The organism is Nostoc sp. ChiSLP03a (assembly GCF_034531215.2).
In the GTDB taxonomy this organism is placed as follows: Bacteria; Cyanobacteriota; Cyanobacteriia; order Cyanobacteriales; family Nostocaceae; genus Nostoc.
This window is the reverse complement of the sequence record NZ_JAVRBQ020000071.1, coordinates 1-13,402: the sequence shown is the minus strand read 5'-3', so window position 1 is coordinate 13,402 and position 13,402 is coordinate 1. Positions and strand designations below refer to the sequence as shown.

General features: G+C 39.0%; 12 protein-coding genes, 1 other RNA gene and 2 pseudogenes. 10 read left to right on the top strand and 5 right to left on the bottom strand.

What is annotated here, in order from left to right; all coding sequences use genetic code 11:
• Nucleotides 1–987 precede the first annotated feature (987 nt).
• Nucleotides 988–1,428, bottom strand: a complete 441-nt coding sequence (locus RMY32_RS12025; protein WP_322714998.1) for a hypothetical protein — start codon at nucleotides 1,426–1,428, stop codon at nucleotides 988–990.
• Nucleotides 1,429–1,920: 492 nt separating this feature from the next.
• Here RMY32_RS12025 and RMY32_RS12020 point away from each other — a divergent pair, with 492 nt between their 5' ends.
• The 3 genes and pseudogenes from RMY32_RS12020 to RMY32_RS12010 all read left to right on the top strand — a co-directional run bounded on the left by RMY32_RS12020 (nucleotide 1,921) and on the right by RMY32_RS12010 (nucleotide 3,642).
• Nucleotides 1,921–2,136: a hypothetical protein gene (locus RMY32_RS12020; RefSeq protein WP_322714997.1), complete on the top strand. Its 216-nt coding sequence runs from the start codon at nucleotides 1,921–1,923 to the stop codon at nucleotides 2,134–2,136.
• Between the two features lie 289 nt (nucleotides 2,137–2,425).
• Nucleotides 2,426–3,114, top strand: a pseudogene (locus RMY32_RS12015) (Uma2 family endonuclease).
• Nucleotides 3,115–3,255: 141 nt separating this feature from the next.
• Entirely contained in the window at nucleotides 3,256–3,642 is a 387-nt protein-coding gene (locus RMY32_RS12010; RefSeq protein WP_322714996.1) for a hypothetical protein, read from the top strand.
• Between the two features lie 149 nt (nucleotides 3,643–3,791).
• Here the strand turns inward: RMY32_RS12010 and RMY32_RS12005 are convergent, their stop codons facing one another.
• On the bottom strand, nucleotides 3,792–5,150 hold the full coding sequence (locus tag RMY32_RS12005) for a lipid-A-disaccharide synthase (protein ID WP_322714995.1): 1,359 nt from the start codon (nucleotides 5,148–5,150) through the stop codon (nucleotides 3,792–3,794).
• A gap of 675 nt (nucleotides 5,151–5,825) precedes the next feature.
• Between RMY32_RS12005 and RMY32_RS12000 the strand changes: the two genes are divergently transcribed.
• Complete coding sequence (locus tag RMY32_RS12000; RefSeq protein ID WP_322714994.1) at nucleotides 5,826–8,210, top strand: ATP-binding protein; 2,385 nt, start codon at nucleotides 5,826–5,828, stop codon at nucleotides 8,208–8,210.
• A 110-nt stretch (nucleotides 8,211–8,320) separates the two neighbouring features.
• Nucleotides 8,321–9,622 carry a response regulator gene (locus tag RMY32_RS11995; RefSeq protein WP_322714993.1) on the top strand — a complete coding sequence of 434 codons (1,302 nt, stop codon included), beginning with the start codon at nucleotides 8,321–8,323 and terminating at the stop codon, nucleotides 9,620–9,622.
• Between the two features lie 18 nt (nucleotides 9,623–9,640).
• Here the strand turns inward: RMY32_RS11995 and RMY32_RS11990 are convergent, their stop codons facing one another.
• A complete protein-coding gene (locus RMY32_RS11990) occupies nucleotides 9,641–10,192 on the bottom strand; it encodes a 2'-5' RNA ligase family protein (RefSeq protein ID WP_322714992.1) in 552 nt (183 codons plus the stop codon).
• Between the two features lie 210 nt (nucleotides 10,193–10,402).
• Between RMY32_RS11990 and RMY32_RS11985 the strand changes: the two genes are divergently transcribed.
• The 5 genes from RMY32_RS11985 to queF all read left to right on the top strand — a co-directional run bounded on the left by RMY32_RS11985 (nucleotide 10,403) and on the right by queF (nucleotide 12,261).
• Entirely contained in the window at nucleotides 10,403–10,669 is a 267-nt protein-coding gene (locus RMY32_RS11985; RefSeq protein ID WP_289795594.1) for a YciI family protein, read from the top strand.
• A 37-nt stretch (nucleotides 10,670–10,706) separates the two neighbouring features.
• Nucleotides 10,707–10,803: signal recognition particle sRNA small type (gene ffs / locus RMY32_RS11980), an RNA gene on the top strand.
• A gap of 25 nt (nucleotides 10,804–10,828) precedes the next feature.
• On the top strand, nucleotides 10,829–11,215 hold the full coding sequence (locus RMY32_RS11975; protein ID WP_289795595.1) for a phasin family protein: 387 nt from the start codon (nucleotides 10,829–10,831) through the stop codon (nucleotides 11,213–11,215).
• A gap of 157 nt (nucleotides 11,216–11,372) precedes the next feature.
• A complete protein-coding gene (locus RMY32_RS11970) occupies nucleotides 11,373–11,774 on the top strand; it encodes a hypothetical protein (protein WP_322714991.1) in 402 nt (133 codons plus the stop codon).
• 100 nt (nucleotides 11,775–11,874) lie between these two features.
• Nucleotides 11,875–12,261 carry a preQ(1) synthase gene (queF, locus tag RMY32_RS11965; RefSeq protein WP_322714990.1) on the top strand — a complete coding sequence of 129 codons (387 nt, stop codon included), beginning with the start codon at nucleotides 11,875–11,877 and terminating at the stop codon, nucleotides 12,259–12,261.
• A 420-nt stretch (nucleotides 12,262–12,681) separates the two neighbouring features.
• Here the strand turns inward: queF and RMY32_RS11960 are convergent, their stop codons facing one another.
• Both RMY32_RS11960 and RMY32_RS11955 read right to left on the bottom strand, forming a co-directional pair.
• Nucleotides 12,682–13,320 carry an S-layer family protein gene (locus RMY32_RS11960; RefSeq protein WP_322714989.1) on the bottom strand — a complete coding sequence of 213 codons (639 nt, stop codon included), beginning with the start codon at nucleotides 13,318–13,320 and terminating at the stop codon, nucleotides 12,682–12,684.
• Nucleotides 13,286–13,402 (bottom strand): annotated as a pseudogene (locus RMY32_RS11955) (IS630 family transposase); the annotation flags it as partial. The pseudogene RMY32_RS11955 and the gene RMY32_RS11960, both read right to left, overlap by 35 nt.

Here is a 13,402-nt window from a genome sequence, read left to right as displayed (position 1 = left end):
GAAGACACTGTTTGTAGGCGTTTTTTCAGTTCCTCTTCGCTCTCGGCGATCGCAATTTTAAATGGGCGGCTCATGGTTCTGTTAACTTACCTAGTTTGCTTCTCCCCATTATATGCAGATTCATTTTTAATTGGTATAAGTCAGGTATACCTCTAATAGATGGGATGCTATTACACAACTTATTTACTGCTGCTAAGGAACAATTAAAAGCATCTAAAAATGAAACGTTATTAAGTGATAAGAGAGAGATTGATAATACATTCCAAATTAATCGTAAAAAGATTTTAGCAAAAGCTAAACGATCTAGATATGATGATAAAAACAGACCATGTAACGTTCGTAAAAATATGTTTAACACAAATTGGTAACTTTATTTACATCACAAGTAACTAAACTTATGAGTTTTAGTAACCTTAATCGATGTTAAATCATGTATCGTGACTAACAACTACCTATCGATTATTTGAAGATAGATGAATGGATACCGCCCATTAAATTTGATAATTAATTTAGTCAAGTCAAGCATCGTTTATTATTTTTTCTATCTCTAACTATCTTATCTCTTAAGGTGATAAGTTGATTATGATAGTTATATTAGATTAACTACAGTAAGAAAAATAGGTTATTGCAGTTATAAATATATAGATTAATGTGTATATGGTGTATATGATATTCGTCTTAATAAGTTATATTTGATTTGACTTAGTGTACTTGCGGCTCAGTACGATTAATTATTTTAACTTTTAATTTCTATAACTTAACTAACCTTAAGTAATGTTATATTAGCTAATTTATTACTAATTAAACCTCTAGTTTCTCTAGATGCCTTTAGTTTTTTCTTACTTTATCGTGTTATTTAATATATTGTTATATGATTTAACTCGTTTTTTCTTGCTGCCTTTATGCCTAATACATATAAAGTTAATGCGGGAGTTATCCAGTAGGATAAACATTAGTTTTTTAATTAAATACAATAATATAATTTAGTCAGTTTAAACGTTCATTTAAAGGTATTTGATCTTTATCTCGGTGTTGAGGACAATATATATCTTGTGCTGTCCTATGTATCGTAGAATATACATTAGAGATTGCATCACGTTCTCTTTTAGTAATTTTATTCTCCTTTACTTTCTGGGTTAATTCATCATATTTATCAGTCATTAAGCTCAAACTATTTTTACCTTGATCAAGTTTGATACAGTATTCTTTAGCTTCTTGGATTGATTTATCTTTTCCAAAAAGTTGTTGATACGCAACTCTCACTGAACTATCTGCATCTTGTAAAAAGAAATTTAATTGATATTCAAATTCATCATCAGGACTATTAGTATTACTTTTAGTATCTTGGATTTTTCCATTTGAGCAAGCAGAGATACTCAATATTAATAAGGCAACAGATGACCATATCTTCCAGTAGCTTCTAATCATTATTTTTCTTTTAGATTTTAAATAAGTAGTTACCTATTTTTATAAAAGCATATCAATTTATACCCTATACCTTGCCTGAGTAAATCTACTTAAAATATTGCTTTCTGTATTTGTTTCATCAAAATCAGAATTATTTAAAATAGCTCATCCTAAATCGAAGTAAACAGTTAGTTTTCTATACTTAGGCTGCTATTTGCAACAATGTACACTGACAGTAGTTTTCTATGACCGTGCTACTCTGTCTATGTAAGCACAGTTTCCATTGTTGAATGATTAGCTTTGATAGCATTTAAGCTTTAATACCTAGCTCTACAATTCCCTATAACAAGCAATATAAGACTTAAGCTTGTATTCCTGAGACTGAAAATAGAGGCACTATAGGCGAATATGGCATGAGTGTTTATGTACTATATAGCTTGATACAGTTGTCAGATAGCTACTCAGATAGTTATTGTTCTATACTTAACCTGCTAGTTGCTACCATAGTAAACTATGTCAGATAATGTTTGGAAAGAACGGGAAACTACTATAGCTATTGCTAACGATAAAACTGGGGAATGGTTGTTTCTTACGTTTCCATCATGGGAAGAAGCTAGACAAGCCGTTAATGCAGCTAGGAGTGAAGGTAAAGCAGCAGTTTTCTATGACGGTGCTACCTTACCCGAACCTCCAGAATTACCTATGCCTCCAGAACCACCACAATATTGACTATGGTTTGACTATGAATATGAATGACTATGAATGAATATCCTTAATTAGCAAGTATTTCAGCAATCAAAATAGAGGACTGAAAATCCTCGTGTCACCGATTCAAGTCCGGTTCCTGGCATTGGTTACAGCGAAAAAGACAACTGACATAAGGCATAAGCAAAAAAGTTGCCTGCAAGTTGTTTTTAGTTGGGGTAAAGAACGCTATTAGAATGCGTTCCTTCCCTACACCCTTGGCAAGTTGAATTTACCTATAATCAAAGAAACCGAAGCCACCGCGGTAATAGTCATGCTGTCAGAAAACCTTAAAGTCGTTGGGCTTCCAAGCACTGACGAACTAGCCTGCTCGGACGATATACCTGTGGATAATGAGGATCAAAATTTTCTGCCCAACATTCTACTGTTCCTATTAACCTCGATTTGGGCAACGCGCACCGATTGGTTTTTTGGCGTAGACATGGCAATCTACCACACGACAGGGGCTAATACGAGAGTTCCCATAGTACCAGATGGGTTTCTGAGTTTGGGAGTCGATCGCAAAAAAGGTGGTAAATCGCGTAGAAGTTACGCTGTCTGGGAAGAAAATGAGGTAGTACCGATACTAACATTGAAGATGGTATCCCATTCCCTAGGAAGTGAATACGACGAAAAGTTAGAAATTTATCGGAACTTGGCGTACTTTACTACATTATTTACAACCCCGAATATTGGCAACGCGATCGACATCAACCATTTGAAATTTACAAATTGGTAGATAAAAATTATCAATTACAAATTGGCGAACCTCATTGGATGCCAGAGGTTGGTTTAGGAATTGGACGACATCAAGGTGTTATTGGTGGAATTGGTCAGGAATTTCTATCTTGGTATGACGAACAAGGAAATCGGTATTTAACGGCAGAAGAAAAAGCAGAAAAGTTTGCACAGCATTTACGTTCTCTTGGTATTGACCCCGATAATTTACCCAGCAATCCGTAAATTAAGTTTGCTTCCAGCTAAAAAGCGGGAATTTGTTAACTAGTTGAAATCTTGTTAGCTTTTATGCTTAAAATTGCACAAGAGGTTTATTTAGCATCTACTGACAGCTAAAGTTAACCCTTTGCAGGACTTACCTAAGCAATGCTGACTGAAATTTTACCTTTCCGTTTTGAATTAGACACGATCGCGATCGCTGGAGCGAGTTTGTGGTCATTGGCGCTATATCTAGGTTTTTCCAGAGTCAATGAATGGGTAATCGAGCAACTCAATCGCTGGTTTAACTTTGCCGAGCGATCGCTTTATACCAGCGAGTCAGAATTTGAAAAGACTCGTAAAGCCAGAGAATCCCAAAACGCTTTCTACGCCTCACTGTTTAGCATTGTGCCTTTTTTGGTAATTGGCGCTTTATTTAACTGGGGTGTAGAGCTCAGTTTAGGGCCTAGTTGGGGAATCAGCTTAGGTATACTTGCGTGTATTAGTTGTGGCATTTTTGAACTGGGACGACGCAATGGTGAATCTTCAGATTAATTGCGGCTATACCTTTTCGATTTTTTGATTGATTGACCATTTATCGTGACGTGTTTGTTACTTATAAAGCCAGTTTGGGCTACATTTGGGCTTAATTTTTGTCTAAGTCCCACTATTAAAAATTCCAATTAAATTCTGCCGAACTGTTCCTACTTGCCAATTTCCTCACCAACAATCTGTGCTATCTTCTGCGCTGCACCGCTTTCACCGCGAATATTACGGAGTTTAGCGCGCATATCATCCAATTTTTCTGGATTCGTCAAAAAATCTAAAATCATTTCTCCAATATCTTGTGGTTGAACTTTACCCATAATTTCTGGGACTATCTCTTCTTGTGCCCAGATATTTGGCCATGCTAATAAACCTTTGCGTCTCACAAATCTCAGAAATAACCAATTAATCACCTTAGCGCATAGCGTACCGACTACTGGCAGATTTGCCAACAATCCAGGTAAACCATCCCAAGAACGCATAGCGTCAAGTTGCTGCGTTGGTAGTAAAACAATCATTGGCACTCCTAAAGCACCAAGTTCAGCAGTGTTTGCCCCCACCGTAGTCAAGCAGATACAGCACTGGGATAATAGGTGATATGCAGGGTTTTCTTGCCACAGTTCCACAGTTAAGCCTGTTGCTGTTTTGAGCAATGCCTTGCCTTGAGCATCCTCTGGGATAATTAAGTCAGCACCGCCAAAGCCAAAGATTTCAGCAATAGAGTTCTTTTGGGGATTGGCAAAACTAGCTAAAGTTGCTAAATCCAAAGTTGGGGCTACAGGAATCACAAATCTGATTTGCGGTCTTTTTGCATGAATGTATTCGGCAATAGCTAAACATAATGGTACTCCTTGGGCTAATTTTGCTGCTTTTGAACCAGGGAGTAAACCAATCAATTCAGTCTTTTGTCCTACCTTGTGGGTTCGCCCTTGGCATTCTCGAAGAGTAGCCGTTGACGCATCTATATCATTAGTCATTTGTCCTTTGTCGTTTGCTAAGGATAAATGACCAATGACTAATGACGAATGACTACTAGCTTCTAGCATCAAATCACCGACAACAGTGAATTTGTGAGCATATTTTGCTGGGACTTTGGCTGCAACTTCGGGTTTCATCACGCCAAAGCGATCGATCCAGTTATGCCAACGAGCTTCCCATTCAGCGTAAACAACTGTGTGATATCCGAGCTTTTTGCCTATAATCACTGGAAAAATTTGATCGCCGCCCAAAAAAACGATAACACCGCGACTTCTCCAATCCCAATTTTCAAATGTCTTGCCCCAAAGCAAAAATTGCCAAAAATGTTCTGCTCCCTGAACTCTATCTACTTCGGGGTAAGAAAGAGCGATCACTGCTTCTTTACCACTGGCATTTGAGCAAGGCGATAATACCACAGAAATTCTCACTAAAGAACGGTCATCCCCTAGTTCTTGCCGCAACGCCTTTACTACTGGACGCACCCAGGTTGTTACTTCACCTGGGCCATTTGAAAGGATCAGAATATCTACTTGAGTCATTAGTCAAAAGGTAAGTATTACCTAATTCGTTGTTATGTTACAGGTATATACTGTAGCTTGTTAATGAGATTTGATAACCTCTTTCACATTCAATTTGCATAGAGTCGGCAGTCATTTAATCGCTACCACTGTCAATACTGCTCGCTTTGTGCATTTTTAACTCGGCATTGGGTTTGGGGAAAAGGTTAAAGGGTAAAGGTTAAAGGTTTTTTCTTTCCCTCTTTCCCCTTCCCCCAAAACTCGACAAGTATTGCTACCACTGTCACCTAGATGGCGACTCTTGGCTTTCGCCTGTTACAAAATAAGCCAGATTTTTGATTTTAAATACCTATTTAACTAAATAAAGTTGACTATTTACGGATACAGAAACATCAGTAATATTATCTAATCTACCAAGAAAAATATAACGATAAATTTGATTATTATATTTTCTCTAAAATGTATTTTTTGAACTTACCTGACGATCGGCCTATACATACTTCACAATACAGGTATTTAAAAGATGGTTAGCAAAATTTAGGGTATTGACAATCGCAGCTATGGGTAACAATCATAACTGCGATTATTAATAATTTTTTGGGCAATCTAAATATAGCCCTTTTTTTGCTTATAAAACCCATTGTTTAAAGGGTTAACCCTGCAATCGAAGGCAACTCCAGCCCATCTGACACCAAAATGTATTCTTCACGGAATTTACCAATCCGATTTATTATTGGCGGCACTACTCTAATTGTGAGTATTTCTGCTTATTTTAGCTATCAGGCTGCTCGGAAAATAACGCTACAAGACTTGAGAGGAAAAGCTTTTTTAGAAGTACAGAGAGGAGTTGATGAAATTGAGGAGTGGTTACATATTCGCAAAGTCGAGGTACAAACCCTTGCTCATACTTCAACTGTACGCTCCTTAAACTGGTCTTTAGCAGAACCTTATTTAAAGTCAGAAGTTGAGCGGATCGATGAATTTTTCTTTTTCCAAATAGTTACCCCCGATGGTTCGTATTTTAATACTAAGATTGGTCGGTCAAATAAGAATATTAAGGATCGAGACTACTTTCAAAAAGCATTAGCAGGAAAAAGCAACATTTCCGATCCCTTTATCAGCCGTTCCACAGGTATTCCTTTAATTGCGATCGCCACTCCAATCTGGTCTGATTCTCCTACCAATCGTTCACCGATTGGGGTTTTCCACGGCAATGTTAAAGTCGATCGCATTGCAAAGGTGGTCAACTCTTTGCGCTACGGCAAGAACAGCTATGCATTCGCCCTCAATTCCCAAGGAGAAGCGATCGTCCATCCCAACTCAATGTTAATGTCAACGTTAGAAAAACCTGCACCCAGCCTGCTGAAAATTCCAGATCGGAATTTAAATGCGATCGCGCAGCAGATGGTAAAAAAACAACAGGGAATTCAGTTGATGGAAATTGACGGCACTAAAAAGTATGTTGCTTATGTGCCGTTACAAGAAGCTAATTGGTCTGTGGCTTTGGTAATTCCGCGCCAAAACATTGAATCTCGGCTACAATTCCTCGATCTGATCGCCTTAATTGTGGGCGGATTGACAGCGATTATCGTCACTGTCTTGTGGCAGGTACAAGCTTTTGAACAAGCTCAACTGAAAAAATCTAAAGCAGCGGCTGATACCGCAAACCGGGCTAAGAGCGAATTTTTAGCCAACATGAGCCATGAACTGCGAACGCCCTTGAATGGTATTTTGGGTTGCGCTCAAATTTTGCTGCGTTCCAAAGCTTTGCCAGAGTCAGAGCAATATCATGTAAACATTATTGAACAGTGCGGCTCTCATCTACTGACTTTAATTAATGACATTTTGGATCTTTCCAAAATTGAAGCGCAAAAACTAGAACTGAATCCTCAAGATGTGCATTTTCCGTCTTTTTTACAAGGTATTGTCGAAATTTGCCAGATTCGGGCAGAACAAAAAGGCATTTTGTTTGTCTATGAACCCACAAGCAACTTACCCACAGGGGTTCATGTTGATGTCAAAAGGTTACGTCAGGTTCTTTTGAATCTGCTGGGAAATGCCATTAAATTTACCGATGAGGGTAAAGTTAGCTTCGAGGTTGAGGTAATCGATCGACTGACTGCTGATGAACAGACAGAGAAATATCGCATTCACTTTAGTGTAAAAGACACAGGAATTGGCATAACTCCAACTCAATTAGACAGCATTTTTTTGCCATTTGAACAAGTAGGTGCAAAAAAGCATCAGATAGAAGGGACGGGGCTGGGTTTAGCTATTACTCGGCAGTTGGTGCAGATGATGGGTAGCGATATCCAGGTTAAAAGTGAGATCGGTCAGGGTAGTACTTTCTGGTTTGAAATTGCGATCGCCCAAGCCAGCGAATGGGTACAGTCTGCGATGGCTGTATCCAAGGGACAAATCGTTGGCTTTGCAGGTAGTCCCCGCACCATCTTGATGGTGGACGATCGCTGGGAGAATCGCACAGTAATTACAAATTTACTGCAACCATTGGGTTTCAACGTAGTTGAAGCCAGCAACGGTAAAGAAGGTTTAGAAAAAGCGATCGCCTTGAAACCAGACCTAGTGATTACAGATTTACTGATGCCAGAAATGGATGGGTTTGAATTGATTAAACACCTACGTCATACCCCAGATATCCACGATATCAAGATTATCGTCTCTTCTGCTAGTGTCTTTGAAGCCGATCAACATCGCAGTCTGCAAGCAGGAGGTGACACCTTTTTGAGCAAACCTGTACAGGCAAATGAATTACTGCATCAATTAGAGTGCAATTTAGGTTTGACATGGATTTACCAGCAATCTGAGGAACAAAAAATTAATTCTTTGCCTACAACACTTGATAGTTCACCAAATAAATTGACTCCTCCTTCCCCCGATGTCTTGCAGGAACTAATGAATTTAGCTAGTAAAGGTAACTTCAATGACATTTTAAAATGGGCAGATAAACTAGAGGAAACAGACGCAAAATTTGCTCCCTTTGCTAACCAATTGCGGCAGCTAGCAAGGCAGTTTGACGAAGATTTAATCCTTAACTTTTTGACCGAAAACTCAAAGAATTAATTTCCATAAATTTATTTATGGGGATTTTATGACGTGAATTTGGAATTAGGAGTGTTCTTTTTTAGCGTTTTGCAAATAAGCAACGTGAATCAATATAGGATAGAAATTTTATGACAGTAACTATAGGCGATCAAAAAAATTCCCTAAATAGCGATCCTAGCAGAGGAATTATTTTAGTCGTGGACGATAACCCTGCTAACTTACAAGTTTTATCGAGCTTTTTGGATCAGTCTAGTTTTGAAGTTTGGGCAGCACGCAGTGGTGAAAAAGCCATTCAGAGATTAGATAATGATAATTTACCTGATTTAATCTTGCTTGATATCATGATGCCGGGTATTGATGGGTTTGAAACTTGTAAATACCTCAAAAGTGAAAGCAATCCTCGTGTCCGGGATATTCCGATCATTTTTATGACTGCTCTTTCAGATACTGCTGACAAGGTTAAAGGATTGCAATTAGGCGCCGTAGATTATATTACTAAACCTTTTCAGTATGAAGAGGTCTTGGTGCGAATAGAGCATCAACTGAAGCTGAAAAATTTGACGAGAACCTTGATAGATAAAAACGCCGAATTACAACAAATTCAAACCCAACTGATTCAAGCAGAAAAGGTCGCAACCTTGGGCCAAATGACAGCAGGAATTGCCCATGAAGTAAATAATCCCATCAATTTTATCGCTGGAAACTTGAATTTTATTGAAGAGTATTTCCAAGAAGTTATTAATTTGCTCGAGCTATATCAAAAATATCTCCCCGATCCTCCAGATGAAATTCAAAATGCTATTAAAACAAAAGATATCAATTATTTGTTAAATGATTTATCCAAAATTATTCAATCTATGCAAATAGGTACAGATCGCGTTACAGAAATTGTGTCATCCTTGAATAAGTTCTCTCGACATGGAGAAGCAGGTAAAAAACTAGCTAACCTGCATGAAGGTTTAGAAACTACACTACTCATTCTTGGACATCGACTTAAAGCAAATGGTCATCGTCCAGCAATTAAATTAATCAAAGAATATGAAGAATTACCACTTGTTGAGTGCTATCTAGGCGAACTCAATCAGGTTTTTATGAATTTGATTGCTAATAGTATCGATGCAATTGAAGAAATCTATAAAACTCAATATTTTGATGAAAGTTTTCGACATATTGGGATGATTTGGATTAAAACTGAAGCAATTGGAGAGCGAGTTATTCTTAGAATTGCAGACAATGGCTCAGGAATCAGTGAAGCAAATCGGACAAAGATATTTGAGGCTTTTTATACTACAAAAGTCATCGGTAAAGGAACAGGACTAGGTTTATCTATTGCTTATCAAATTGTAGTTAACAATCACCACGGTAAGCTAAATTGTCATTCAACACCAGGTGAGGGTACCGAGTTTGTGATTGAATTACCTATTCGATAAATTAGAATCCCCACAAGCTCAATTACTACCAGATAAAAAAGCAAACTCTCGTTTAATATTCCAGCGCTTCCCGTGATGAAGCAGCAAGGTGAATTTGTCAGCAGTAAACTCAAAATGCAACTGACGATTTTCAAATTCTGGCCAAGCAGCTTTAAAATTCTGCTTTGTTAAATCCCGAAATGCAATCGTTAAATGGGGTGCAAAAGGGCGGGTTTTAGAAACCTTATCAACAATTCTCAAGTTGCTTTCTGTATAAGCGATTAAATCAGCTTGCAAAGTTAAAAGCTCTTGACTTTTGACGACATTAATGTAAATGACACGAGGTACAAAAGCATCAAACCCTTTAAGTGTAATTGCTACTGGCTGTTGTGCACTGGCAAACTCTTTCAAGGATGCTTCTAATAGTGGCAAGTTATCATCTGCCCATTCAAAGGGCGGTTGCAGGGTAATATGAGGCGGAGACTTTAGCGCCCCGCTACTAGCATAGCGTGAGGCAAAATACTGCTTAATCTCGTTGGCGTAGTCTTGAATATCTTGCGGTGGTAGGAGGGCGATAAAAAAACGGCTCATTCAATTTTAGATTTTGGATTTTAGATTTTGGATTATGAAATCATTGCTGTTGAGTATTGAACGGCAAACGCTCAAAGGATATTACAGATATAGCGGTGCGTTAGGCTAAAGCTATAACGCATTTCACTTAAAATTTATTGTATTTGATACTCTGAATCAGCACCGGGTACTTTACGTAGGCTGTTTGTTGTAACTGGAGTTAAGAAGCCAATGCCGTGGTTTGTAAAAATTGAAGAAGGGAAAGTCGATAAACCTACCTTTGACCAATATGTACCTGCTCACAAAGCCTACATTCGGGAATTAATTACTAAAGGACACAAAGCGCGAACAGGCTATTGGGTAGAGCAAAGAGGCGGAATGTTACTGTTTGAGGCAGCCTCAAAGGAGGAAGCAGAAGCGATTGTAGCTGATGACCCCTTAGTAAAACACGGCTGCGTCAACTATCAGCTTTATGAATGGCGAATTGTTATGGAATGACACACACTTACTGAATTTTCATGTTATGTTTATATAAGACCTGGATCTATGCGATCGCAACACCCAAATCTTGTCAGAACCGGAAGGTAGCAGCAACACGGGAGGCTTGTGGTAGGCGTAGTCTCCGGGTCGCCCTATTTTTAGGAGCGGTCAGTAACAATGCCTGGTTTTGGAGATATTGTTCAAAAAGCTTTTTACCTCGGTGTTGGATTAGCTTCTTACGCGGGTGAGAAAGCAGGGGGAAAATTAGCCGAAGTGCGATCGCAAGTCCAAAAACTGGCAGATGAAATGGTGGCAAAGGGCGAAATGAACACAGAAGAAGCCCGCCGCTTCGTTGAGGATATGATGAAGCAAGCCCAACAAGCCCAACCATCTGTTGAAACCTCACCAGAAACGCCCCCTTCTCAACCTCGCCGCATTGAAATTTTAGAGGAAGATGAAGAGCCAACGGTCAAAGAGGCGTCAAATGATGAGAATGTAGATAAATTGCGCGATGAAGTGCTAAAACTGCAAGATGAGTTAAAACGATTGCAACGCGATCGATAAAAAGCATTCTTTGAGAGCAATATTAAGTAATAAGTGGCATTTTGACATGACACTTCGGATAAAAACTTGATAAGATACATTGCTTAGTGTGTATTTTAGTGCTTCAAGCCAGATCGCACAAAGCGTCCTGTTTATAGCCTGCAAAGGTTTCAAGTTTATGGAACAGTGGCAAAAAGATTTAGTAGAAATCGTCGAAACAGTGGCTGATGAAGTAGAGCGCTTCTTCCTGGGAATGAGTGAAGTGGTAGACGTACTTTTTGAGCTAACGGAAGAAGTCACCGAGCACGTACATAATAATATTGTTACTGAAGTCGATCAGTATCTACAGGATTTGGCTGAACCGATGTTAGAAGCTTACTGGGAACTGGAAGACATGGTAGCAGATGTAGATCCGGGTTTTCCTTATTCAGTTGAACCTACATCTGAAAAAAATCCTGCCTGTATTGGTTGTAGTCATTACCACGGTCAAGTTTATGGTGGTAATTTATTAGTTTGTGCAATGCATCCCCACGGTTGTGAAGATGAGAATTGTCCAGACTGGGAGAAGGAAGAGTATTGAGGGGGAGTTAGTAGTTAGGAGTTAGGAGTTAACAAGCTACAAAATTACTAAAAGGAAGTAAAGATAAGTAGAATAACTAATGACAAATGACAAATGACAAATGACAAACCAAGAAATGAAGTATGGCGAACGCGACATTGCCGAAGGTAAACTAATTACCTTTCCCAATCCGCGTGTGGGTAGGCGATATGACATTAACATTACTTTGCCGGAATTTACTTGTAAATGTCCATTTTCCGGTTATCCTGACTTTGCGACAATTTATGTTAGCTATGTGCCCGATCAACGGGTAGTAGAATTAAAGGCACTCAAACTTTATATTAATAGTTACCGCGATCGCTACATTTCCCACGAAGAATCTGCCAATCAAATTTTAGATGATTTTGTGGCTGCTTGCGATCCGTTGGAAGTCATTGTGAAAGCAGATTTTACGCCTCGCGGCAATGTACATACTGTGATTGAAGTGCGTCATCATAAGTACCCATAATGAAACCTTTGGCTTTTAGAGAGGACTTTAGTCCTTTTTACAAGACGCTACGTGATACAAAATCAGGACTGAAATCCTGACTAGAAATATTTTTGAAGGAAGATTGATTAACCGCACAGGATATATAGAAGTAAGTGGGCGGCAAAATTTACAAGTATATAACGTAAAGTTAACTAAAGCCATTAGAGTTAAATTTTACACCTTTTATACTGTAATCTCCTTTTTCTCCCTTAGCTTCAATTTAAATATTCGTTCTTATTAGTTTTCTTGTACTATTTTCTTTAGATTTTGTTGATGTTGTGTGACAGTTGGGGTGCGGAATGTGGGTTCAAAGCATCCGTTACACATTCTTGGCCACTTGTTACTTTTATGACTCTTGGGTTTTATAGGAATTGTTCCCCCTACTCTTGGGATAATGAATCATCGACTACAGGACATAGCAGAGGAAATAGAAGAACTTTGAGCATATTGAGCCACAAGAATAACATCACCTTTACCATCAACAATCCATCCTTGAGCCTCCACAATCTGATTAGTAGATTTAGTAACAAATGTAGATAATTTATCCGTGACTCTCTGTGTTGCTTGTGGGGGCAAATCTACCCAACCAGTAATTACTGCTCGTCCCCGCAGAGGCTCGTTGGGGCTAAGGGGTAATCCACCGCGTCCTGTGGCAATAAAACGACTGGCGGTTTGTCGTCCTCTGGGAGTGCAGCCTTGAGCGATTTGTTGGGATGCATCGACGAGGTTAGAGGGTAGTTGAATTAAGCCGCGACTAGGGTCAGTATCAGGTGTGTTGAGATTTATCTCACCATTTAAGGAAGGCTTGCTTTGGGAGATGGCAGTGATGTCACTTGTTAGTAACTGACTAGGATTTAGCTTGTTCGGGTCGGTTGTTTGCAACTGCTGCTCGAGTTCTTGCCGACTGCGCGGCTGTAGCCCAAAGATGCCAGCAGAGTTGATAATAACTTTCCCGCCGCTACCCTCAAAGGCGTTGGCAGTGATATAGCAACCGCCAAGGCGGTTAAGCCGCTGTGTGAAGCACAGCTTCCATCGCATCTCTCAGACAGCCAAATTGAATTATTTGCTTACGAATTCGGCTTTTTAACCATGACCAACATCGCTCAATTTTGTTAAGCTC